Source organism: Amycolatopsis anabasis (genome assembly GCF_009765355.1).
GTDB lineage: Bacteria > Actinomycetota > Actinomycetes > Mycobacteriales > Pseudonocardiaceae > Amycolatopsis > Amycolatopsis anabasis.
Genome location: NZ_VTHK01000020.1, coordinates 88,582 through 111,930, shown reverse-complemented (window position 1 = coordinate 111,930; position 23,349 = coordinate 88,582). Strand labels below are relative to the sequence as shown.

The 23,349-nt window shown below is 69.6% G+C and carries 20 protein-coding genes; 12 read left to right on the top strand and 8 right to left on the bottom strand.

The window, feature by feature from the left end; translation table 11 throughout:
- Positions 1–129: 129 nt before the first annotated feature.
- From FXO23_RS25685 to FXO23_RS25645, 9 genes are read left to right on the top strand one after another with little or no spacing between them, the layout of a single operon-like run.
- Complete coding sequence (locus tag FXO23_RS25685; RefSeq protein ID WP_158887986.1) at positions 130–1,989, top strand: hypothetical protein; 1,860 nt, start codon at positions 130–132, stop codon at positions 1,987–1,989.
- Positions 1,990–2,001: 12 nt separating this feature from the next.
- Positions 2,002–2,427 (top strand): phage tail protein, encoded by a 426-nt coding sequence (locus FXO23_RS25680; protein WP_158887985.1) that lies wholly within the window; start codon positions 2,002–2,004, stop codon positions 2,425–2,427.
- Between the two features lie 32 nt (positions 2,428–2,459).
- Complete coding sequence (locus FXO23_RS25675) at positions 2,460–3,167, top strand: CIS tube protein (RefSeq protein WP_158887984.1); 708 nt, start codon at positions 2,460–2,462, stop codon at positions 3,165–3,167.
- Between the two features lie 3 nt (positions 3,168–3,170).
- Positions 3,171–4,928: a VgrG-related protein gene (locus tag FXO23_RS25670; RefSeq protein WP_158887983.1), complete on the top strand. Its 1,758-nt coding sequence runs from the start codon at positions 3,171–3,173 to the stop codon at positions 4,926–4,928.
- A gap of 12 nt (positions 4,929–4,940) precedes the next feature.
- Positions 4,941–5,291, top strand: coding sequence for a PAAR domain-containing protein (locus FXO23_RS25665; protein WP_158887982.1), 351 nt, complete (start codon positions 4,941–4,943; stop codon positions 5,289–5,291).
- Complete coding sequence (locus tag FXO23_RS25660) at positions 5,291–5,707, top strand: GPW/gp25 family protein (protein ID WP_158887981.1); 417 nt, start codon at positions 5,291–5,293, stop codon at positions 5,705–5,707. The genes FXO23_RS25665 and FXO23_RS25660 overlap by 1 nt, the downstream gene beginning before the upstream one ends.
- Positions 5,704–7,653: a putative baseplate assembly protein gene (locus FXO23_RS25655; RefSeq protein ID WP_158887980.1), complete on the top strand. Its 1,950-nt coding sequence runs from the start codon at positions 5,704–5,706 to the stop codon at positions 7,651–7,653. Before FXO23_RS25660 ends, FXO23_RS25655 begins: the two co-directional genes overlap by 4 nt.
- The gene (locus tag FXO23_RS25650; RefSeq protein ID WP_218952148.1) at positions 7,653–8,174 is read left to right on the top strand and encodes a phage tail protein; all 522 of its coding nucleotides are present in this window, start codon (positions 7,653–7,655) and stop codon (positions 8,172–8,174) included. Before FXO23_RS25655 ends, FXO23_RS25650 begins: the two co-directional genes overlap by 1 nt.
- A gap of 2 nt (positions 8,175–8,176) precedes the next feature.
- Positions 8,177–9,130 (top strand): NADase-type glycan-binding domain-containing protein, encoded by a 954-nt coding sequence (locus FXO23_RS25645; RefSeq protein WP_158887979.1) that lies wholly within the window; start codon positions 8,177–8,179, stop codon positions 9,128–9,130.
- Positions 9,131–9,138: 8 nt separating this feature from the next.
- Here FXO23_RS25645 and FXO23_RS25640 read toward each other — a convergent pair whose 3' ends face one another.
- The 3 genes from FXO23_RS25640 to FXO23_RS25630 form a co-directional block, all read right to left on the bottom strand.
- On the bottom strand, positions 9,139–9,936 hold the full coding sequence (locus tag FXO23_RS25640; protein WP_158887978.1) for a DUF2306 domain-containing protein: 798 nt from the start codon (positions 9,934–9,936) through the stop codon (positions 9,139–9,141).
- 85 nt (positions 9,937–10,021) lie between these two features.
- Positions 10,022–10,687, bottom strand: a complete 666-nt coding sequence (locus FXO23_RS25635) for a hypothetical protein (RefSeq protein WP_158887977.1) — start codon at positions 10,685–10,687, stop codon at positions 10,022–10,024.
- 464 nt (positions 10,688–11,151) lie between these two features.
- Positions 11,152–11,535 (bottom strand): hypothetical protein, encoded by a 384-nt coding sequence (locus tag FXO23_RS25630; RefSeq protein ID WP_158887976.1) that lies wholly within the window; start codon positions 11,533–11,535, stop codon positions 11,152–11,154.
- A 255-nt stretch (positions 11,536–11,790) separates the two neighbouring features.
- Between FXO23_RS25630 and FXO23_RS51710 the strand changes: the two genes are divergently transcribed.
- Complete coding sequence (locus FXO23_RS51710; RefSeq protein WP_425484906.1) at positions 11,791–11,916, top strand: TetR-like C-terminal domain-containing protein; 126 nt, start codon at positions 11,791–11,793, stop codon at positions 11,914–11,916.
- Between the two features lie 41 nt (positions 11,917–11,957).
- Here FXO23_RS51710 and FXO23_RS25620 read toward each other — a convergent pair whose 3' ends face one another.
- Positions 11,958–12,701 carry a response regulator transcription factor gene (locus FXO23_RS25620; protein ID WP_246257793.1) on the bottom strand — a complete coding sequence of 248 codons (744 nt, stop codon included), beginning with the start codon at positions 12,699–12,701 and terminating at the stop codon, positions 11,958–11,960.
- A gap of 153 nt (positions 12,702–12,854) precedes the next feature.
- On the bottom strand, positions 12,855–14,225 hold the full coding sequence (locus FXO23_RS25615; protein ID WP_218952147.1) for a DUF1254 domain-containing protein: 1,371 nt from the start codon (positions 14,223–14,225) through the stop codon (positions 12,855–12,857).
- A 47-nt stretch (positions 14,226–14,272) separates the two neighbouring features.
- On the opposite strand from FXO23_RS25615, the gene FXO23_RS25610 reads away from it, so the two are divergent.
- A complete protein-coding gene (locus FXO23_RS25610) occupies positions 14,273–15,226 on the top strand; it encodes an alcohol dehydrogenase catalytic domain-containing protein (protein ID WP_158887973.1) in 954 nt (317 codons plus the stop codon).
- A 123-nt stretch (positions 15,227–15,349) separates the two neighbouring features.
- The gene (locus tag FXO23_RS25605; protein WP_158887972.1) at positions 15,350–16,879 is read left to right on the top strand and encodes an MFS transporter; all 1,530 of its coding nucleotides are present in this window, start codon (positions 15,350–15,352) and stop codon (positions 16,877–16,879) included.
- A gap of 81 nt (positions 16,880–16,960) precedes the next feature.
- Here the strand turns inward: FXO23_RS25605 and rph are convergent, their stop codons facing one another.
- From rph to FXO23_RS25590, 3 genes are all read right to left on the bottom strand, one after another.
- Positions 16,961–19,561, bottom strand: coding sequence for a rifamycin-inactivating phosphotransferase (gene rph, locus FXO23_RS25600; protein WP_158887971.1), 2,601 nt, complete (start codon positions 19,559–19,561; stop codon positions 16,961–16,963).
- Between the two features lie 177 nt (positions 19,562–19,738).
- Positions 19,739–20,221: an ankyrin repeat domain-containing protein gene (locus FXO23_RS25595; RefSeq protein WP_158887970.1), complete on the bottom strand. Its 483-nt coding sequence runs from the start codon at positions 20,219–20,221 to the stop codon at positions 19,739–19,741.
- A complete protein-coding gene (locus tag FXO23_RS25590) occupies positions 20,221–23,289 on the bottom strand; it encodes an eCIS core domain-containing protein (protein ID WP_158887969.1) in 3,069 nt (1,022 codons plus the stop codon). The genes FXO23_RS25595 and FXO23_RS25590 overlap by 1 nt, the downstream gene beginning before the upstream one ends.
- Between the last annotated feature and the right edge of the window lie 60 nt (positions 23,290–23,349).

The window sequence follows — 23,349 nt, the reverse complement described above, 5'->3', positions numbered from 1 at the left end:
TCAGGCACGCGAACTGCACACTCAGGCACGCGAACTGCACACTCAGGCACGCGAACTGCACACTCAGGCACGCGAGTTGCACGTTCGGGTGCCGCGAAGCCCACCTTCGCGGCACCGGATGGCGCGCCGGTGACCGGCGAGAGCGCCGCGGAACCCGGCGGCGCCGCGGTCCGGCCCGCTCCGCCCGCGCGCCTGCTCACCGTGGCGAGGATCGCGATGCCGGTCCGCCGGGTCGCCGCGGTTCCGGTGCTCGGGGAAAAGCCCCGGGTTCCCGCGGAACCGAAGGTCGCCGTCCAGCGGAGCCACGCGGAAACCCTCCCGCTCCCGGCTCCGGAGCCTCGCAAGTCCGGACTGGGCGAGCCGATGGCGGAACTGCCGGTGACCGCACACCGGATCACCACGGACCAGCCGGACCGCGAGCAGTCCACTTCGGACGCCAAGCCGCCCGTGCGCGCTCGCCCGGCGCGGCGGACAACCGGACTGGGCGAGCCGCTGCCCACGCTGCCGCCGACCGCGAAAACCCTGGACGCGAGATCGGTTTTCCCGGTGCCTGGCACTCAGCCCATTCAGCGAATCTCCCAGCCCGGCAGCGCCGGAGCGGAACTACCGGTGGTTTCCCCACGAGGCGAGGAGGAATCGGCTTCCACCGAACCGGTTGGTGCGGGCTCGGCCACTTCCGATGCCGTGGACACGGAGCTTCCGGCACCTGCCGCGCGAGGGGAGAGTCACCGACCGCCTTCGACCGCACCGGATGCTGCACTGGTGCGCGGTTCCACCGAAGGTTCCGGTACGGCCCCGCTGGTTTCCGAAGGCCAGCCGATCCAGCGGATCGCGAAGAGCGAGGTCACGCACCAGGCGGTTTCCGATGTCGCGAAACCCGAGCTTCCGGTGGCGTCGCCGCGAGTGGGGGTTCCTTCCTGGTCGGCGGCCGCTTCGGAACCGGCGCCGGTAGGCGGTTCCGAAGCGGCGCCTCTGGTTTCCGAATCCGGGGTGATCCAGCGGATCGCCGAGCCGAGTAGCACGGGCACGCCGGTTTCCGATGTCGCGAAACCCGAGCTGCCGGTGGCACCAGTGCGGGATCGCCCCTCGTCGACGGCCACTTCGGAGCCAACGCCGGTAGACACTTCCGCACCGCTGGTTTCCGCGGCCGAGCCGATCCAGCGGATCGCGGAGTCCGAGGTCACGCGCCAGGCGGTTTCCGATGTCGCGAAGCCGGAGTTGCCGGTGGCGTCGCCGCGGGTGGAGATGGCGAACGCGACGAAGGAGTTCCCGCCGGAACCAGCGGACTCGAACCCGATACGGCGGCTGGCCCGGCCGGGCAACGCGCGTGACCTGCCGGTGACAGCCGCCCAGACGCCGCAAGCCGGACCCGCGGTCGTCCGGGGCCTGCTCGCCGACCGGCCGCTGGTCCGCTCGGTCGCCGAAATCCCGGACGCTCCGGCCGTACCCGAGGACAAGGTGGTCCCCGTCCGGTGGGCGCGCACCGTCACCCCGCAGACCCCGGCGGCGATCCAGCGCGCCGCCGGGGCGCGACCCCGACCAGCCGTGCGACCGGCACCCGGTCCGGCAAGCGCGCCGAACTGGCCGTCCCGGCACGGCTCGGTGCTGTCCGAAGCCCCGGTGCAACGGGTACCGGCGGGCCCGGCACCGGCCGTGGTCGCGCCCGTCCGTCCACCCGCGGGCCCCGGTGCCGCGCCCGTGGTTCCGGCGCGCTGGGTGCCCGAACTGCCCATCGCGGCACCGGCACCGCCCGCGGTCACCCCGGTCCAGCGCGACGCCGAGCCGCAAACCAGTGTCACACCGGGAACCCCGGTCACGATCAGCCGTCGCTCCGTACCCGACCCGCCACCGGAACCGGACGAGGAGCCCGAGCACACCAGCATCGACGAACTGGCCCGGCGGCTCGCCGAACCGGTGAGCAGATTGCTCCGCGCGGAACTGAGATTCGGCCGGGAACGCGCGGGCAGGCTGCACAACCGGCGGCGATGAGGAGGACGAGAAATGGCCGGTGAGGTTTTCGCCAGCACGGTTTTCTTCCGGCTGACCATCGGCGGGGACGATCTTGGTTCGTTCAACAGCTGTTCCGGGCTCGGCGCCGAGGTGGAAATGGAACAGTTCCAAGAGGGCGGCAACAACGGTTTCGTCTGGCAGCTGCCGAGCCGGATCCGGTGGTCCAACATCACGCTGACCCGGCCGGTGACCGCGGATACCGCGAAGGTGACCCGCTGGATCAACTCGATCGTGCGGCGGGTGGAGCGCAAGGACGGCGAGATCGTCGCGCTGCGCCCGGACCTCACCCCGATCGCGCGCTGGCAGGTGCTCGGGATCGTGCCGGTCCGCTGGCAGGGGCCGGACTTCGACCCGAGCCGTTCGGAGGCCGCGGTGGAGCGCCTGGAAATCGCGCACCACGGCCTGCAGCCCGGCTGACCCACCCAAGACGCCACAAGAGGAGGACGACCATGCCCGCACCGGCCGGCGCGAACCTGGTCCGCGCGGCGTTGCTGATCATGCAACCGCCGGCGAAGGTCGGCGCGGGACCGGGAGGCACCATCGCGCGCGTCCCGTTCCAGTTCAACCCGAACCAGCTCACCCTGACCAAACGCACCGAATGGCGCCGGAAACCGTCCCGGATGGCCGATCAGTCCTCGGTTCCCGAATTCGTCGGCAGCGCACCCCGCAGCCTGTCGGTGGAAATCTTCCTCGACGCCACCGGCAAGCACGACAACTCGGTGGAGAAAGGTGTGCAGACGATCCTGCTCGCGTGCGTGCCCACCACGCAGAGCCTCGGCAAGAAGCGACCGGCCAGCCCCTGGGTGCGCTTCGAATGGGGGAAGTCCAGGACGGTGTCCTTCAACGGGATCGTCAAGAGCGTCTCGGTGACCTACTCGCTGTTCGATGTGGACGGTACGCCGCTGCGCGCCCGCTGCTCGCTCACCCTGGACGAGGCGGGCGGCGCCACTCCCGGGCAGAACCCCACCTCGGGCGCGCTCGAGGCCCGCCGCGGTCACCGGGTGGTGGCCGGGGACACGCTCGCGCAACTGGCCTGGCGGGAGTACGGCGACGCGACCGCGTGGCGGCGCATCGCGGAAGCCAACGACCTGGACGACCCGATGCGGTTGCGGCCGGGGACCGAGTTGCTGATCCCGGCCGCGGACACGGCGGGCTGAGCCGTGTCCCAGCGCGCATTCGCCCTCGACCCCATCATCAAGGCGCCCGGCCAGCTGCCGCCCGCCTGGGCGGAACAGCTCGTCCAGTGCACTGTGGACGATTCGGTGAATCTCCCCGCGGTCGCCGTGCTGGCTTTCCGGGACCCCGATCACGACCTGCTCACCGACACCGGGATCACGATCGGCACCCCGCTGGAGGTTTCGGTCACCACCGTCAAGGACAACTCGCAGCTCCCGCTGTTCTCCGGCGAGATCATCGGGCTGGAGACCGAATACGACGAGACCGGCACGTTCACCGTGTTGCGTGCGGCCGATCGGGCGCACCGGCTGATGCGGCGCCGCCGGGTGCTCGCGTTCCGGAACATGACCGCGGCCGACATCGTGCGCCGGGTCGCGGCGAAGGCCGGGCTCACCGTCGGCAAGGTGCGCGCACCGGGCGCCACCTACCAGCAGATCAGCCAGGCCAATGTGACCGACTGGGAGTTCCTCCAGGCGCTCGCCGCCGAACACGGTGCCGTGGTCCGGGTCGACGACCAGGGCAGGCTGGACTTCACCGAACCGGACCCGGCCTCGAAGGCGCCGTCACCGCGGTCCTCGGCCAGGCTGAATCCCCTGGTGCTGCAATACGGCGAGAACCTGCTTTCATTGCGGGCGGTGCTCAGTACCGCCGAGCAGGTCGACTCCGTGACGGTCCGCGGCTGGGATGTCACCACCAAGCGGCCGGTGGTGGCGCGGGCCAGGGCGGCCACCTCGAAGACCGTGCTGGCCGGTATGTCCTCGGGGCAGTCCAGCCACCGGTTCGGCGGCGCCGGGGAGTTGCTGGTCACCGATGGCGCGTACCGCACGCAGGCCGAAGTGGACACCGCGGCCAAGGCGCAGGCCACCGCCGCGTCCGCCGGATTCGGTGAGGTGGAGGCGGTCTGCGAGGGCAACCCGCACCTGCGCGCCGGGGTGCCGGTCGCGCTGGCCAATGTCGGCCCGAGTTTTTCCGGGCGCTACACGGCCAGCGCCAGCCACCACGTCTTCGAGCCGGGCAACGGTTACCGCACCACGGTCACGGTCAGCGGCGGCGAGGACCGTTCGGTGGCCGGGCTCGCCGCTCCGGCCGCGCCGGAACCGCCCCGGATTCCCGGCCTGGCGATCGGCGTGGTCACCGATGTCAAGGAGACCCCGGCGCGCGGGCGGGGCTGGGTGAAGCTGCGTTTTCCCTGGCTTTCCGACGACTACGTCACCGACTGGGTGCGCACCGTGCAACTCGGCGGGGCCCGTGGCGGGGGAGTGTTCAGCCCGGACGTCAACGACGAGGTCCTGGTCGGTTTCGAACAGGGCCTGCTGGACAAACCGTACGTGCTCGGCGGGCTCTACAACGGCGTGGACCTCCCGTCGCCGCACGACGTCCCGCTGGTGGATCCGACCAGCGGCCGGGTCAACCGCCGGTCGTTCGCCACCCGCAGCGGCGACCGGGTGGAGCTGCTCGATGCCAGGGGCGGCCCGCGCGGCGTCCGGTTGCGCAGCGGCGACGGCAAGCTGGAGGTCAACCTGGACCGGCAGGGCACCAGCGTGATCGTGCACAGCGACGGCACGGTCCAGATCGAGGCGGCCAGGAACGTCCAGATCACCGGCCGGGGCGTGGTCGTCGACGCGGGCGCGGGTGACCTCGCGTTGCGCGGCCGCACGGTCTCGGTCTCGGGCCGGGCGGGCGTGAGCATCGACGGCGGCACGAGCGCGTCCGTGCGGGCCGCGATCGTGCGGATCAACTAGGGAGGGTGAGACATGCCAGCCGCGGCCAGGATCGGGGACCGCACCACGCACCTGCCGACCGTGCCCGCCGGGGTGCCCGGCGCGTCGGTCGCCGGCAACGCGATCCCGCCGACCGGTGCCCTCACCGCACCCGGTATGCCCACCGTCCTCATCGAGGGGCAGCCCGCCGCGGTGATCGGCACCGTCAACGCGTGCGGCATGCATCCGCAGCTGGGACCTGGGAACGTCACGATCCCCCGGCCGGGACCGGCGTCCGGGCTGGTCCTCATCGGCGGCAGACCCGCCGCGAAACAGGGCGATCAGACCACCTGCGGGGCCGTCATCAGCACCGGCGCCAGGGCCGTGTTCATCGGGGGATTGTGATGAGTGACCGGTTCATCGGGCGCGGCTGGGCGTTCCCGTTGCGAGTGGACACCACCGGCGGCATCGCGACCGTGGCGGGCGACCAGGAGATCGAGGAGTCGATCCGGCTGATCCTCGGCACCGCACCCGGCGAGCGGCCGATGCGCCCGGAGTTCGGCTGCGGGGTGCACGAGCACGTGTTCGCGCCGAGCGACGGGGCGACCGCGGGGCGGATCGCCTACGAGGTGCGGATCGCGCTGGAACGCTGGGAGCCGCGGATCGAGGTCGACGAGGTCGCGGTCGCCTACGACGCGGTGGACAGCGGAATTCTGTACATCGACATCCGTTACCGGATACGGGAAACGAACAACCCACGCAACCTCGTCTTCCCGTTCTACGTCATTCCCGCCCACGACGAGCCGAGCGAGATTTCATGACCCTGCCTGCCCCCAATCTGGACGACCGGCGTTTCCAGCAGCTGGTCGACGAGGCGAAACGCTATGTGCAACAGCGTTGTCCGGAGTGGACGGACCACAACGTGTCCGATCCCGGGGTCACCCTGATCGAAACCTTCGCGCACATGGTCGACCAGCTGATCTACCGGCTCAACCGGGTACCCGAACGCAACTACCTGGCGTTCCTCGACCTGCTCGGGGTGCGGTTGTTCCCGCCGACCGCCGCGCGCGCCGAGGTCACGTTCTGGCTGTCCGCGCCCCAGCCGGAGCCGGTGGTGCTGCGGGCCGGCACGGAGGTGACCACGATGCGCAGCGAGACCGAGGACGCGGTTTCCTTCGCCACCGCGGACGAGCTGGTCGTGGTGCCGTGTTCGCTGGACAAGCTGGTGACCAGCGCGGCCTCCGGCGTCCCCGTCGACCGCACCGACGAGCTGCTGTCCGGTCAGGACGTGGGCTGTTTCGCGACGCCGCCCGCGGTGGGGGACACCATGCTGCTCGGGTTGTCCGCCGCGGTGCCGCGCTGCGCGGTGGTGATCCGGCTGGACAGCGAGGTCGAGGGCGTCGGCGTGGATCCCCGCCAGCCGCCGCTGGTCTGGGAAGCCTGGGACGGCGGCGGCTGGGCACCGTGCGAGGTGGATTCGGACAGCACAGGCGGGTTGAACCGGCCGGGGGATGTCGTGCTGCACGTACCCGCCGGGCACACCGCCTCGGTGATCGCGGGGGTGCGGGCGGGGTGGCTGCGCTGCCGGGTCCTGGAGCCGGTCGCCGGGCAGCCCTTCTACTCGGAGTCGCCGACGGTCAGCGCGGCCGAGGTGTTCACCATCGGTGGCACGATCACCGCCGAACACGCGGAAACCGTGCTCGACGAGGTCATCGGTGAATCGGAAGGCGTTGCCGGGCAACGCTTCTCGGTGAGCCGGCGGCCGGTGCTCACCGATGGCGCGCCGGTGGTGGTGGAGGTTTCCGACGGGACCGGCTGGCAGGAGTGGTGCACTGTGGAGCACTTCGGCGAGTCTTCCGGCGCCGACCGGCACGTGGTGCTGAACGCGACCGGCGGCGAGTTCGCCTTCGGGCCCGCGGTCCGCGAGCCGGACGGCGGCATCCGCCATTACGGCGCGGTACCGCCGAAGGGCGCGGTGATCAGGGTGCGCCGCTATCGGACCGGCGGCGGCCGGGCGGGCAACGTCGCGCGCCGGGCGATCTCGGTGCTGCGCAGTTCGGTGCCCTATGTCGCTCGGGTGGAGAACCGGGAGGCGGCGAGCGGCGGGGTGGACGGTGAGACGGTCGAAGCGGCCAAGTTGCGTGGCCCGCTGGCGTTGCGCACCCAGGAACGCGCGGTCACCGTGGACGATTTCGAGTTGATCGCGCGCGGCGCCGCACCGGCGGCGGCCCGGATCCGGTGTGTGCCCGCGGCCGAGGCCGATTCCGGTGAGTCGGCGGTGCGGGTGCTCGTCGTGCCGGGTGCGACCGCCGACACCGGCGACCAACTGCGGCTGGAGCAACTGATCCCGCCGCGGGACATGCTTGCCGCGATCGCGGGAACCCTCGATGAGCGCAGGCTGGTCGGCACCAGGGTGGTCGTCGAGCCGCCGTACTACCAGGGCGTGACCGTGGTGGCGCGGCTGCGCGCGTCCGGCTCGCCCGAACGGGCCCGGCGCGCGGCCCTGGACGCGTTGTACCGGTATCTCAATCCGTTGCGGGGCGGGCCGGACGGCCGGGGCTGGCCGTTCGGGCGGCCGGTGCAGTTCGGCGAGGTGCACGCCGTGCTCGCCGGCGCGGCCGGGGTGTCGATGGTGGAGGAGCTGCGGATGTTCCCCGCCGACCCGATCACCGGCCGGCGCGGCGAACCGGTGAACGTGCTGGAAATCTCCCGCACTTCGCTGATCTTCTCCTACCAGCACCAGGTCACCGTCGCGGAGAGCGCCTGATGCGCGCGGCGGTGACCGGCCTGCCGAGCCGGTATCCGATCGGGGACCAACTGCCCGGGATGTACGCGGACGATGCGGTCGCCCAGCGCTTCACCGCCGGGCTGGACGAGGTCCTGTCGCCGGTGCTTTCCGTGCTGGACAACCTGCCCGCGTATTTCGACCCGGCGCTGGCCCCGGCGGATTTCCTGCCGCTGCTCGGGTTCTGGGTGGCGGCCGACCGGCCGTCCGGGCGGGAATCGGTGGCCCGTGCGGTGGAGCGGCACCGGCGGCGGGGGACCAGGCGCGGGCTGGCCGAGCGGCTGCGCGCGGAGTTCGGCGGCGAGGTCGAAATCGCCGATCCGGGCGGGGTGACCTGGTCGGGCACCCCCGGCTCGGCGCTGCCCGCGCCCGGCGCGCCGGTGCTGACCGTGCGGCTGCGGGTGCCCGAACCGGCGGCCGTCCGGCGGGGCGAAGTGGAGCGCGTGGTGGCCGATTCCTGCCCGGCGCATCTCGCGTTCACGGTGGAGATCGGGGTGCTGTGACCATGGCTGGAAACGTCGGCGAGCAGGTGCGGCGGTGCGAGGTGTGCGGCGCGCCGGTCACCGAGGGTGAATCGTTCTGCGGGAACTGCGGGGCCTACCTGGACTGGGGCAAACCGGAAACACCGGCCGAACCCGCTCCGGCTCCCGTCGAGCCCGCGCCGGTCAGCGGTGGCGAACAGCCGGGTGCCGTGCAGCCGAGCAAACCGGTCAGCAAGCGCCCCACCGTCCGCTCGGCGATCGATGCCCAGGCGCCGGCCGGTCCGGACGACCGCCCGTGCCCGAACTGCGGTACGCCGAACGCACCCGGCCGCCGGTTCTGCCGGCGCTGCGGCGCGGTCCTGAACGAGACCAAGGTCGAGGCCCCACGGGTGCCGTGGTGGCGACGGCTCCGCCTGCCCCGGTTCCGGCGGCGGATCCGGTTCCCGGTTTTCCTGCTGGTGCTGGCGATCCTGGCGCTGGTGGTGGGCGCGCTGGTCCGCTATGGACCGGACATCGTCACCGCGGTGAAGGACAAGACCAGCAAGCCCGCCGCGCTCACCCCGGCGATCACCGCCTCCAGCGCGGCCGACGGGCACCCGGCGGGGCTGGCCGTGGACGGGTTCACCAACCGGTTCTGGGCGCCCGCGGCGCCCGCGCCCGCGCAAGGGGAACACCTGGACGCGAAGTTCGACCGCCCATGCCGGTTGCTCGATATCGTGGTGAACAGCGGAGCCTCCACCGAACGCGAAGTCTTCAACGCGCAGGCCCGGCCCGCGGAGCTGGAACTCACCGCGATCACCGAGGGCGGGGGACAGCAGACCAGCGCGGTGCGGCTGGCCGACCAGCCGGGGCCGCAGCACACCGCGCTGGCGATCTCCGACGTGACCGAGCTACGGCTCACCGTGCGAGCGGTCTACGGCACCGGTCCGGGAAGACTGGTCGCCCTCGGCGAGGTCGAATTCTTCGGACGCTGCTAGGCTGTGTTTCATAATGCGCGCGTCCGGATTTGCGTAGCCAGGCCGTGACTCGCGCAGGTCTGCGGCCTGCCTCCGCAAATCCGGGGCCTTCGGCCGAGGCGCGCGCCGGGTCGTCTTGAGCGGGAACACGCGGCTTTTGAAACACGTCCTAGTCCTGAGTGCCGCGGGCTGGTTGTGCGGTGGATGATGAAGTATTCCGCGACGAGCACGTTGCCCAGCAGGGACGCCCAGGCGCTCGCGGTGTAGACGTCCTTGTACGGCAGCGATGGGATGACATTCATCAGCTGCACACCGAGCAGCAGGTAGAGCCGCAGGGTCACCGCGGCGAAGGTGAGCGCGTAGTTGCGGATCATCCAGATCCGGTGCAGCCGCACCGCACCGCGCCGGATGGTCCGGTATGCCTGAGCGGCCGAATACAACCAGGCCACCACCAGCATGGCGAACGCGACCTGCAGCGCGAAACCGCTCGGGGTGACCACGGTGGAGTATGTCGCCGCCGCGGCGGCGACCACGACCGAGACCAGGTACACCCGGCCCAGCATCCGGTGCGCCCGGGGGAACCGCGCCCGCAACCGCGGCACGAACTGCCACGGCCCGATGAGCAACGCCAGCCCGGCGGGCACCGCGTGCACCGCCAGGCTGACGTAGTAGCCCGGGATGCTCATGTCGATCGGCACCGTCGAACTTCCGCTCACGTACGGGGTCACGAAGTACGCCGTGATGCCGATCGCCGGCACGACCAGGAGGCTCCACAGGAACCACCACCAACGGCGGCGGACAGCCCGTGACCTGACTGCGGTGGACATGCGAAGAAACTCCAATACGTGAACGAGAACGCAGGTGTTCGGGATCGGCCACGACGAAACTTCGTGCTGTGCTCGGAAAGTCGGGTCAGTTGATGGTCACCTTGGTGTCGTCGAGGTAGTAGTGCTTGAAGTCTTCACCGGTGGTCGACGACAGCTTCATGGCTTGGGAGACACAGATGTGACCGCTGGGGTTCGGGGTGACCGTGGCCCGGTAGCGGTAGTTGTACCAGCCCGGGCCTTCCGCGTGCCCGGTCGATCCGAGCTCGGTGAAGCCTTCCCAGCCGCCGCCTCCGCGGTTCCATCGTGGATCGCTGACGCAGTCGGCTCCGCCGCGTGCCAGTACCGCGAACAGGCCGCCGGTACCGCCTTCGTAGTCCTCGCTCCACAGCCAGAGCGACAGGTCGAGCCGCACCGGATTGGTGGTGCCGACATCGAACTGGCGGTCGACATAAGCCAGCCCGCAGTCGTGCGGGCTTCTCACCTTGAAGTCGAGGCTGTGCGTGCCGGTGCGGGCCTTGGCGGCGGAACGCACAATAGCCGAGTCGTGCGGACCGTCGCAGTCCGGCGCCCCGGAGGTCTCGTCGGTTTTGGGGACCCACCCCTCGAAACCGCTTTCGTAGCTGAAATCGTATGTTTTGGTTGTTGTTCCAGCGGTCGCGGGTGTCGGCGTCAGCGCGACGGTCATGGCGCCGAGGGCGATCAGTGAGCAGGTGCGTCCGAGCACCTTTCTGACAGTGGTTTTCCGGTTCACGTGCGGTTCTCCTTTAATCAATGCCGGCGTTCCGTAGCGTGCCACCGGCATGTGCAGAATCAATCAGCACGACCGATGTTTGCCCTGAAGACCTTCGTTTGCGGTCCCATCGAACATCCTTGCCGCGTAATTCGAAGGATGCGATGCGGTATGGGCGGATCTGACCCAGTGCCCGAAAAGCTCCCGGTGCGACGAATAGGAAACAGCGGCCCGCTCAATCGATCTGGGGGGTATCGGAAACGGGCCGCTGCCTGTGCATGACATCCAGCGTGTTGCGCTGCCGGGCATCGCGCACAAGCGGAACCTATCCGCGGCCGCGATCAACCCGCCAGTCTCGACTGGTCACCATCACCCAGTTGGAAGATCCACTGTGCCCTTAAGGATAATTTCGGCGGGCCGATCGTGCATTTCTCCGGATTTGGCGCCTGCTTGTCGGGTCAGAAGATGGCGCTTCGGGCCACCGATCAGCGGTGTCGGCTTGATCGTTCGCGGGTCGCTGCTCGGGAGCTTCTGCGCAGGACGTGATGTGCGATGGCGACGGCGACACCTGTGGCGGCGAACAGCGCGGTGACCAGCGGGCTCAGGTACTTCGACAGGCTTGGCGCACTGCTCGGCCCGAGCAGCCACAGCGCCAGCGGGACGGCGTAGACCGCGGTGAGAGCGCCGGCCCACCAGCGCAGTGCGCCCAACCGAGGGGTGCGCAGGCTGCCGATCAGCACCACGGCGATCGGGATACCGGAAATCAGGGCGAACTGGCCGACAACGAGGACCGGAACAGCCCAGGCCGCGATGAGAACGGGCAGCGAAGGGCGGGTGGCGGTGCGGTCGGATTGCAGGATGGTGGTCATCGTCTTCTCCTCATTCCTGGATCGACTTGGCGATTATTGTTAGTACTTGTCGTTAGAGTTATAGCTTATAACGTATGACTCTAAGGGGCAATGGTAAAAGTGATGTGTGATGGCGGGCCGAGGCGGGCAGAGTCCGCGGGAGCGTTACCGGGTCCAGGTGCGTGCGGAGATCAAGCAGCACGCGTGGGAGCAGATCATCGCGGCGGGCTGCCCGCGTCATCCGCGAATGGGTGAGCGAGCACCCGGCGGTCGTTCATCAGGCTCTTCTGGACCCGGCTGCACGGCACTCTGTCGCTCGAACTCGCCGGACACTTCACCGGAATGGAATTCGACCGCACCCTGCGGCTCGGCGACGAACTCCACACCCTGCTCTCGCGGTGACCAGGCCGCCCCGGCTGGCGGGGTAACCGTCGGAATTCCCTTCAGATCGCTCCGGTGCGGAGCGCGAATGCGACCGCGTGGGTGCGGTTGTTGAGTTCGTAGCGGGTCATCACGCGGTGCAGGACCTGTTTCACCGTGCTCTCCGAATACGCCAGCATGGCCGCGATCTCTTCGGTGCCGTGGCCGTCGGCCAGTAGTCGCAGGATTTCACGTTCGCGTGTGGACAGACCGGACAGGGCAAGGCCCTGGGGTTCCAGCACGTCCCGCTGCACCCGTTCGAGCTGGGTAAGCAGGCTGCCCTGCAGCCTGGGTGGCAGGGCAGCCGCGCCTTGGCTGACCGCGAGAATCGTCCGGACCAGTTTCTCGCCCTCGAGCGTGCGTCGCGGCAGTAACGCGGCCATTCCGCACTCGATCGCCGTCATCAGAACCTCGGTCCGGAAATGATCAGTGACGACCACGCACCGCGGCGGGGACTCCAGACGTGACCCGTCACGCGCCTCGCGCAGGAACTTGAAAACCCGCTCGCCGATGGAATCCGCCACCACCACGATGATCTCGGCGGCCGCGAAGCCGGCCTCGTCGAGCACGTTCAGCCGCGGGTCCGCGCCGAGGATGCTGGTCGCGCCGAGCCTGGCCACCAGATCCGGCGCGTACACGGCGACCGCCACGGCCGCCGCTCCCACGGTGCTTTCCCGCCGGTGGCCGCGAGCCGTGATCGAAGTCCCGGCGAGAAGCCCTTCGGGAAACCCGGGATGCGAGCCGAGGTGCCCGGACGCGGCGGCCAAGTCGGCACCTTGTCGCTGACAGGTGCTGGACATGGCGTTCCTCCCGGCGTCACGACCGCTTGGTGACTACTCCTTGCTTTGGCTAGAAGCTATAACCTCCGCGCGGCGAGTGTCAAACTGCACCCTCGTCCTGATGATCGACGGCCTCGCGCACTAGGTCGTCGTGTCGAGTGTGGGCGGGCGCCAGGTTCCGTTGGCGGCCTCGGGTTTGGGTGCGTAGAGCCGCAGGGTGAGGGAGAACTTGCCGGTCGCGGGTATGGGTAGCCAGTTGCCGCGGGGGACCGCGGGGCCGGGGTCGGCGTGCTGGACGACGATGTCGGTGGATCCGTCGGGGTTGGTGCGGATCGGGGGCTGGTGGCCGACGGCGTAGATGTCGGCGGGATTGGCGATGAGGAAGCTGTCGGCGTCATAGGCGGTGAGGGACCAGAACGCGTCCACCGGAGGGAGTCCCCCGGCGGGGAAGTGCAGCCGGAACCGGCGGGGCGTGCCGTTGGTGTCGGCGACCGCGTCGAGGCGGGGGTAGAGCGCGTCCTCGGCGAGGTTGGCGCCGAGCCCGACGGCCGCGGTGGCGGCGCGCAGCGGGTAGTTGGTGCCGTAGGAGCCGAGGCCGGTGTGGCAGCTCCAGCCGTTGACGTTCCGCGCGGTCGGGTCGTGGTAGTCGGTGATCCGCTGTTTGGCCGCCTGTGCCGCCGCGTTGAGAATCGCCGGGTCGGCGGTGGGCGTCGCGCCAGGGGCGATTCCGATGCTCGCGAAGCGGCGCATCGCGGGCTGATCGGCGGTGGCGGGCTGGTTGGCGGGCAGCAGCGCGCACATCTTGGCGAAGAACGCGGGACCGGTCATGGCGGCGACATCGCGGGCCGGGGAGGACTTCTTCGTCGCGGCGCCGAGGGTGAGGCCAGGCGTCGCGGCGTCGGGGTTGGCCTGCCAGGCGCTGAGCGGCGCGAGTTTCAGCTTGTCCTGGATCGCGCGCACCGCGGCGAGATCGTCGTGCCCGTTGACCTGTACCCGTCCGATCAACCAGACCGTGTTGGTCGGCAGCGGCAGATGGGTGACCCCGGCAGGCACGGTGCCCGACCAGCCCGGCCCGGTCAGCAGGTAGGTGAACGGCGGCTGCGTCCGCGGGCGGACGCTGCTGGGGTTGTGCGCGGTGTTGCTCCAGGCGTCCAGCAGCTGCATCAGCCAGTAGCGGCCGCCGTCCATCGCGGGGACCTGCAGCACCAGCGGTTCGGACGCCAAATCCAGCCATGCCTGCGAGTACAGGGTGTCCAGGTTCATCCGCACCACCATCCGGTCCGCCGGAGTCGGCAGCGAGTCGGCATGCACGAACCGGTTGACCGGCCCGCCGCTGGCGCGGGTGGCGTCCATCAGCACCAGCGGATACCCGAAAACGTACGCATCGGTCGCCACCGCGAGCGGGTCGTTGTCCGTCGAAGCGTTGTTGCCGTTCGAACCGCAGGCGGCCACCGCCCACGCCACACCGATACCGAGCGCAGCACGTCGGCTGACCTCACCGGAACCGTTCACCGGACCACTCCCGAAGGTCGAAAGGATTGCGGGCATACATTGCGATCATGCGAAGCGTAGTGATCGATTCCCGCGGGAGGTTCCAGCTGGAGCGGCGTCCGGAGCCGGTGGCGGGGCCGGGGGCCGTGGTGGTCCGGGTGCGGGCCGCCGGGCTCAACGCCGCCGACTTGCAGCAGGCGCGGGGAGATTACCCGGCGCCGCCGGGCTGGCCGGACGACGTGCCCGGCCTGGAAATCGCGGGCGAGGTCGAGCAGGTCGGATCCGGTGTCGCGGGGGTCGTGCCCGGGGACCGGGTGATGGCACTGGTCGGCGGTGGCGGCCACGCCGAGCGGATCGCGGTCCCCGCCGATCTTCTCCTGCCGGTGCCCGACGGCCTGCCGTGGGAGGAGGCCGCCGGATTCCCGGAGGCGTTCAGCACCGCCTGGGACGCCCTGGTCACCCAGGCCGGGGTCCGCGCCGGCGACCGGGTGCTGGTCAGCGGCGCGGCGGGCGGGGTGGGCACGGCCATGGTGCAGGTCGCCGCGGTCTCCGGGGCGCACACCGTGGCCAGCGTGCGCCGGCCCGAACTCCATGACCGGGTGCGGGCACTCGCCCCGGATGGCGAGGTGGACGTGGTGACCCCCGACCAGGAAGCCGCGCACGCGCCGTTCGACGTGATCGTGGAACTGGTCGGCGGCGAGGACTGCCTGCGGCGGATCGCCCTGCTCCGCAGCCGGGGCAAGGTCCTCGTCGTCGGAGTCCAGGCGGGCACCACGGCGCCGCTGCGGATGTTCGATCTCATGCTCGCGCGCGCCCACTTGATCGGCACCACCATCCGCGGACGGTCACCCGCGGAGAAGGCGCTCCTCGCCGCCGGCGTGCGGACGTCCGTGGTGCCGCTGCTGGCGCGGGGGCGGTTGCGGGTGCCCGTCGACGCGGCCTTCCCGCTCGACCGGTTCGCCGACGCCTACGCCCGCCTGGCCGGGCCGGGCAAGTTCGGCAAGGTCATCCTGCTGCCCTGACGGTCGCGCGGCCGGATCGAGGCGGAAAGTTTCTTCGACTATTTCGGCTCGCGATGTCGATCTGGGCCGGTGCGGTTCGACGGAAGGGTGAGACGAGACGATCGAGACCTCCGGGAGACGATGATGAGGGCAGGACGACGCGAGTGGCTGGGGTTGGCGGTGCTGGCGCTGCCGACACTGCTGTTGTCGCTGGACATGAGCGTGCTGCATATGGCAGTCCCGCACCTGGCCGCCGATCTGCGGCCGAGCAGCACCCAACTGTTGTGGATCATCGACATCTACGGCTTCATGATCGCCGGTTTCCTGGTCACGATGGGCACCCTGGGCGACCGGATCGGCCGGCGGAAGCTGTTGATGGCCGGCGGCGCCGCTTTCGGCGTGGCGTCGATCGTGGCGGCTTTCGCCACCAGTCCGGAGATGCTGATCGGGGCGCGGGCGGTGCTCGGGGTCGCCGGGGCGACGCTGATGCCGTCCACGCTGGCGCTGATCAGCAACATGTTCCAGGACGCCAAGCAGCGCGGGACGGCGATCGCGGTGTGGATGAGCTGCTTCATGGGCGGCATGGTGATCGGGCCGGTGGTCGGTGGCGTGCTGCTGGAGCACTTCTGGTGGGGCTCGGTGTTCCTGATGTCCGTGCCGGTCATGGTCCTGCTGCTGGCCACCGCGCCGAAGCTGTTGCCGGAGTACCGCGACACCGCCGCCGGGCGGCTCGATCTGGCGAGCGTGGCGCTGTCGCTGGGCGCGATCCTGCCGATCATCTACGCCCTCAAGGAGACCGCCAAGGACGGCGTGTCGCTGGTCAAGGTGATCGTGCTCGCCGTGGGCCTGGCGATCGGCGTGGTGTTCGTCCGCCGCCAGCGCGGCCTGGCCGATCCGATGCTGGACCTGCGGCTGTTCCGGGTGCGGGCGTTCAGCGCGGCGGTGAGCATCATGCTGGTCGGCGCGGTCACCATGGGCGGTGTCTTCCTGCTGGTCAGCCAGTACCTGCAGATGGTCGCCGGGCTTACCGCGGTGGAAGCCGGGCTCTGGCTGGTGCCGCAGGCCGGTGCGGTGGTGGTCGGGTCGCTGATCGCGCCGCGGCTGGCGCGGCGGTTCCGGCCGGAGTTCGTGCTCGGTTTCGGGATGCTGATCGCGGCAGCCGGGATCGTGCTGTTCACCCAGGCCGCCGGTGCCGGTGGGGTGGCGTTCGTCGTGGTGGGCATGTCGATCGCCAGCTTCGGGATGGGGCCGCAGGGCGTGCTGTGCACCGAGATGGTGGTGAGCTCGGTTCCCCCGCAGAAGGCCGGTGCTGCTTCGGCGATGTCGGAGACCAGCGCCGAATTCGGTATCGCCATGGGAATCGCGGTGTTCGGCAGCATCGGCACGGCCGTCTACCGCGACCAGGTCGCCGTTCCCGCGCAGGTTCCCGCCGAGGCCGCCGCCCAAGCGACGGACAGCATGGCCGGCGCCCTGCAGGCGGCGAGCGCTCTTCCCGGTTCGCTGGCGGACGGATTGCTCGCCACCGCACGGGATGCCTTCTCGTCCGGCCTGCACACCGTTGCCGGTATCGGTGCCGCGATCGTCGTGGTGTTCGCGGTGGTCGGCATGATCGCGTTGCGCAGGTCTCGCCCGGCGGCCGCCGAAACGCCGGTCCCCGTCCTGGAGAACCACTGATCGTGCCGCGGATGGGGGAGGAGGGTGTCCAGTCAAGGTGTGAGCGGAGAGCTGGACACCCTCCTGACCGCGCTCAGTTCCTCACGTCGCGGGGAGGATCTCGAGGTACCCGTCGGTTCCGTTCAACCGGATCCGCTGCCGGTCCTGGATCAAGCGCGTCGCGTGTTCCACCCCGACGACGGCCGGCAGGCCGTATTCCCGTGCGATCACCGCGCCATGGGTCATCAGGCCCCCGACCTCCGTCACCAGGCCCGCGATCGCGACGAACAGGGGCGACCAGCTGGGGTCGGTATGGGCCGTGACCAGGATGTCGCCCGGTTCGACATCGGCCGTCGCCATGTCCAGGATGACTCGCGCCCGCCCCTCGACGGTCCCGGCGGAAACCGGCAGGCCGACCAGCGCACCGGCCGGCAGATCGTCGCGCCGGTACGTTCCGGTGAGCGCCTCGCCGTCCGAGGTGAGCACCCGGGGCGGCGTGAGCGCTTGATATGACCGGAACGCGTCCTTGCGCCGGCGGATGAGCTCGTCGTCGACCTGGTTCGTACGCACGACTTCCTGAAGTTCCTGGAACCGCAGGAAGAAGATGTCTTCCTGCTCGCGAAGCACACCGGCCCGCACGAGGCGTCCGGCCTCCTCCAGCAAGGCCTGTTTGTACACGAAGTAACGACTGATCATGCTGTACTTCGGATACTCGCGGTAGCCGATGAACGTCCGGACGAGATCGATGTTCCGTTTGGTTTCTTCGGCCTTCCGCTCCCCGTCCGGCAAGGCCCGCAAGCGCTCCAGCAGCTCCTGTTCCTTCTGCCACGCCTCTTGCCGCCCTTGCTCGAAGCGGCGCTCACCGGCGCCCGGCTCGTGGTTCTTGATGTTGGAGAGGAGCATGGGCAGCAGCGTGGTGGGCCGTTCGCTCCACCGCGGCCTGGTGATGTCGATTTCGCCGACGCAGCGCATGCCGTACTTGTCGAGGTAGGCCGCGATGGCGTCGCGCGCTTCCGGTCCGCCGTCGAGTTCGGCCAGTTTGTCGAGGAAGTCCTCGTCCTCCGCGTCCCGCAGGAAGGCGACGACTTCCGGATGCGGGCGGATCACGTCCGCGACGTCGAGGAGCGCCAGCCCCATCTCCGAGGTGACGTTGTGGGGGACGGACTGGGAGAGCGTGTCGGCCGCGTTCTTCTCGCCCAGCCACTCCCGCAGCCGCTCGTTGAGCCACCCCGTCGCCTCCATCGCCGCCATGATCACCGGCAGGCTGCGCGGATCGAACACGATGCGCTTCAGCTCCTGGAGGTCCTCCAGGATGAAATCGAGCAACGCACTCCCGGACTTCGTCCGGATGTCGTGCTTCAACGCGGCGAGAGACGCCTGGTTGCGCTCGATCAGCTCGGTGACGATCGCCGGATCGTTCTCGGTCGCGGCCTGCCTGCCGCCGAGGAACGGCTCGCCGGGACCTTCGTCGGGGAGCGACGGGATGAAGTCGCCGCGGTCGAGGACGATCTGCAGCGCGTCCTGGATCAACGGGTCGGACTTCCCCAGGGCCTCCAGGTAGGCGGCGCGGCTCGTCGGCGACGCCAGCTGCCGGGTGATGTCGACGAACAGCCTTCCACCGGCCTCGGACATCGGCCGGGGGGTCGTCAGCTGCCACACGGAGAGACCCAGGGGCTTCATGGGGTCGGTCATCATCTGCTGATGACCGACGGAGACGTAGACGTGGTTGTCCCGGTCATCGACCTCCGGGACGGGGAACAGCGTGGTGATCGGCCGGCTCTGCACGATCTGGAAGCCGTCGTCGGCCAGGCACCATTCGATGTCCTGGGGGTGGCCGAAGTGAGCTTCGATCCGTCGGCCCAGCTGCGCGAGCCGCACGACCTGCGCGTCCGTCAGCGCCGGCTGTTCCTGCTGCGCCGGCTCGATCGGCTGTTCCCGCGTTCCTCCGCCCGGCGTGGCGTGGATGGCACGCTGCTTGGCGGCGACCGCCTTGGCGACGATGCCGCCGTCGCGCACCCGGTAGACGTCGGCGTTCACCAGGCCGGAGACCAGGGCCTCGCCGAGGCCGAAGCTGGCCTCCACGCAGGCGACCTTCCGGTTGGACGTGGCGGGATCGGCGGTGAAGAGGACGCCGGCCGCCTGTGGGAAGACCATCCGCTGCACGACCACGGCCATGTGGACCTTGCGGTGGTCGAAGCCGTTCCGCAGCCGGTAGGTCACGGCCCGCTCGGTGAACAGCGAGGCCCAGCACCGGCTGATGTGCTGGAGGATCGCCGCCGGCCCCACGACGTTCAGGTACGTGTCCTGCTGGCCCGCGAAGGAGGCCCCGGGCAAGTCCTCCGCCGTCGCGCTCGATCGGACGGCGTAGGCGGCTTCCTCGCCGAGCCGGGCGAGTGCGCTGGTGATCGCCGCCGCCACCTCGTCGGGGACGACGATCGCTTCGAGGATCTGGCGCATCTCCGCGCTACGCGTGCGAATCGCCTCCCGGTCGTCCGGGTTCAGCCGCGACAGCCGATCCAGCTGCTCGTCAATCGACGGCGCGTCTTCCATGACTCGCCGGAAGGCGTCCGTCGTCACGCAAAAACCGGCCGGCACGCGGATGCCTTCGATCCGCGAAAGCTCTCCCAGGTGCGCGCCCTTGCCACCGCCCACAGCGACCTGCGTCCGGTCGATCTCCTGGAGATCGAGCACGTAGCTGCCCATCCGTTCATCCTCCCCGTTTCCCCAGGTTCTGGCGTCGGCTGGAGATTGTGCGGCACGACCCGGGCCTTGCCGCAAGGCCCCCGGTGCGCTATAAGTTGAGAGTGGCAGGGAGTGGGCAACCTCCTTGCCATTATTTCTGCCGGTCGGTGAGTTCGAGGCGTGGTGGGGGATCGGCGCTCAACGACCTTCGAGGAGCGCCACGACATCCCTCTGGCCGCTTTCGCGCGCCATATCGAGCGGCGAAGCTCCGTACTGGTTCTTCCGCCGAGGATCCGCGCCGTATTCGAGGAGCGCCCGCAACGCCGCCAGATCGGAACCGGCGTTCAGCACGCCGCGCCAGAGCGGCGTATTGCCGAAAACATCCACGGCGTCGACTTCGGCTCCGGCCTCGAGCAACAACCGAACCAACGCCTCGTTCTGATCACGTGCCGCGAAATGCACGGCGGTCCAGTTCTGCCCGTTGTCGGTGACGTTCACATCCGCACCGCGGTCGATCAGTGAAACCACGACGGCGGGATCCGCGTCCTCGGCCAGCACAGCGTGCATCAGCGGGGTGCGCCCGTCGGCATCGGTGAGGTTCACTTCGCCGGGAGTCAGCTCGCCGAGCGTGGCCATCTCCTTGCGGTACACCGCTCGCGTGACTTCATCGAAGGTCTTCATCAGTCGATTCCGGGCTTTTCGAATCGGTGGCTTTCATTGTTCGCCTTCGTCTCGGTCTGGAACCATTCCGGGTGGTCGTTGACCCAATCGTTGAACTGTTCCTGGGTCATGCCCTTCTCCGAGGCTTCCAGCGCGAGTCTGCGATGTTCCCGGCCGTACTTGTGACCGTACACCGGTTCACCCTGGATCGCTTCGCCGGTGTTCGCATCCAGGTACTCGCCCTTCGCGTTGGTCTTGGCCGCTTTCTTGACGGCGTCCTTGAGAGACTTTCGCAAGGCGGGTCGCTTGAGTTCCAGCGACTCCAGGATGGCTTCCTCTTTCTTCTTCTGCTTGGAGCGTTCCTCCTGGTAGCCACCCAGCTCGTCTTCCTCGACCAGTTTGTTCAGCTTCTCCTTGGCCGCTTTCCACTCCCGCAACGCCTCGGCGCGTGCCTCGCTGCCGGCCGAGCGGTCGGTGGCCTTCTTGCTGAGCTCGTTGACCTTGCGGGTGAGCTCGTGGTGCTCCCGCTCGAGCCGGTCGATGGTGGCCTCGGTCCGCGCCTGCTCTTCTTGCAGCGCGCCCAGTTTCTTCCTGACCTGCTCCCGGATGGCGGTCCACCGCGAGCCCCGCACCCGTTTGGTGACGTACGCCTGTTCGTCGGCGACCGCCTGGCGGGCCTGTTCCTCGGCGCCCAGCTTCGCGCTCGCGTCGTCCACGGCGGATCGCAACTGCTCGGCGCTCTTGGCTTGCTCCACCTCGGCAATCGAGTCGTCGACGTTCTTCAGGAACTGGTCGACCTTCTTCGCGGCCTCCACCGGGGCATCCCGCAGCGCCTGGAGGGAGTCGCGGCGAAGCTGCTCCGGAATGTTCTTGCCTTCCGGTGTCTTCGCGAGTTGCTGGGTGGCCTTCGCCTGCTCCGGTGGAATGCCGAGATCGGCGAGTTTGGGGTCGCCGTCGGCCAGGTGCTGCACGAACTCGTCGCCCGACATGCCCTCGACGGCCTTGGCGGTGGCCGAGACCCCCTTCGCCTGGTCGGCGAGCGCCTCGGGCAACCCCTGTTTGGCGCCGCGGAGCCTGGCGAGCAGATCGGTCTTGATGCCTTGCCACGCCGGGCCGACACCGCTCTTGTCCAGCAGCGCGGTCTTCGCCATCTTCAGGGCCGAACCGACGTTCTGGAGCCTGCCGGGCAAGGGAATCCGCGCGACGATCTTGGTGACCAGCGCCAGCGCCAGCATCGCCGCGGCCACCACCGCCTGGGTTTGCGCCGCGGCGGATTTGGCCGTCTGGGTCTTGAAGTCCTCGGCGGTCTGGGCTTCGCCGGCGGCCTTGATGCGGAGTTCGGATTCCGCGGCCGACAGCGCGATGGCGCTCGCGGCGACCGCCAGGCCGGCCACCGCCAGTTCGAGCAGGTTCACCCCGGGCACGAACAGCAGTGCGACGAAGAGGATCGAAGCGGCTGCCGCGACGTACTTGTTGTAGGCGCCCACGGCACCGGCGAGCCTGGAGTAGGCGCCCTTGCTCCCGTCCGCCGCTTCCCGGACGTCCTCGGCGATGGCCTTGGCCGTCTTGTCCAGCCGCACCATGCTTTCGGCCATGCCGAGCGCGGTTTCGCCGGGATGGGTCGCCATGTGTTCCAGTTGGATATTGCGTTGTTCGGCGGCGATGTCCCGGGCGAGGTCTTCCTTCTGGGCGGTGTTCATGCCGCTGAACTTCGCGTCGTCGAACCGGCTCCAGGTCTTGGCCAGCTTCGCTTCCAGGGTCGGCTCTTCGGCGCCGGCGTCCTTCTTCCGTTCGGCGTCCGCCTGCGCCCTGATCTGTTCCTTGAACTTGATGAACGCGTCCACCGAGCGTTCGAACGAATCCAGGTCGGTGGCGAGTTTCTTCGCCACCAGTTTGTAGAGCTCGAGGTCCTCCGGTTGCAACCGCTTGAGCTTCGCGGCGATGCGCAGCAGGTGTGCCAGGTCCAGCGGTTTGGGCTGTTGCCCGGCCACCAGCAAGTTCTTGATCGGTTCCGGCAGCGCTTCGAACTCGGCCCGCATCTCGTCGACGGTCCTCGGCGTTTCCGGCGCGGTCTTCCCCGGCGGCGCGGCCGTGCGCTTCGCCGGGGCCGCCGGTTTCTTCTTCGAATCGGCGGGTTCGCGGGGAGCCGAAGGATCGCGCGTACCGACGACGCGAGTGAAGTAGGGAATGATCCGGTAACCGGTCACGTCGCCCTTGGCGTTTCTGATGTACTGCGCGATGAGCACCACGTGTTCGGTGAACGTGTCGCCCTTGCCGCTGGAATGAAGGAAGAAATAGCCATCGGATGCCCAGCCCCAAGAGGTGTACTCGCCAGGTCGCAGGATGCCGCGGCGCAGCAGTTCCGCCTCCAGCTCAAAACCGCCGCCGGTCATCTCGATGACGAAACCCACTTCGGCGTCCGGTTTCGCGGCGCCGGGAGCCTTCTGCCGTTGAAGCGACGGTGTCGCGGTGGTTTCGGTCTGCTGGACCACATGGGCCAGCTCGTGCGCCAGCAGGCGCCGCCCCTCGCGGGTGGCCGGTGCGAACCTGCCCGCGCCGAAAACGATGTGGTTCCCCACGGTGTAGGCGAGGGCCTGCACCCCGTTCGCCGAAGCCGCGGCCTCGGCGTCGGCGTGCACCCGCACCCCGGAGAAGTCCCATCCGAAGCGCGGTTCCATGAACGCCCGGGTGTCCGCGTCCAGGGGGCGCCCGGGGGATCGCACTACGCCGGCCGGCACGGTCCGCGACTCGGTGGCGGAGGCCGTCGCCCGCTGAACGGCGGGGCGCTCGCCGCCCGGCCGGACGGCCGGCTGCTGGCCGGTCCCGCCGAGCACCCGGTCCGCGACGTGATCGGCTTCTCGTTCGAAAGCGTCGTCCGGTGCGCTCACGGCGAGTTCGGCGCGTGGCCGTTCCGGCGGCGCCCGGCGCACCGGGAGCCTGCTGAAGTCCCGCGAGACGGCCGGTTGTGACACTTCCTCCGGCTCCGCCGCCTCCCACGCGCACGGCCCCTCCGGCCGGGTCGTCGCCCCCTCGGCGGCGCGCTTGCCCGCGCGGTTCGGGCGGCCTTCGACGGCGTGTGTTCCGGACACAGCGGCCTCCAAGCGAGAGCTTGCGGCATTATTCCCGGCGCGCCGTCACCGGTGCGTCAC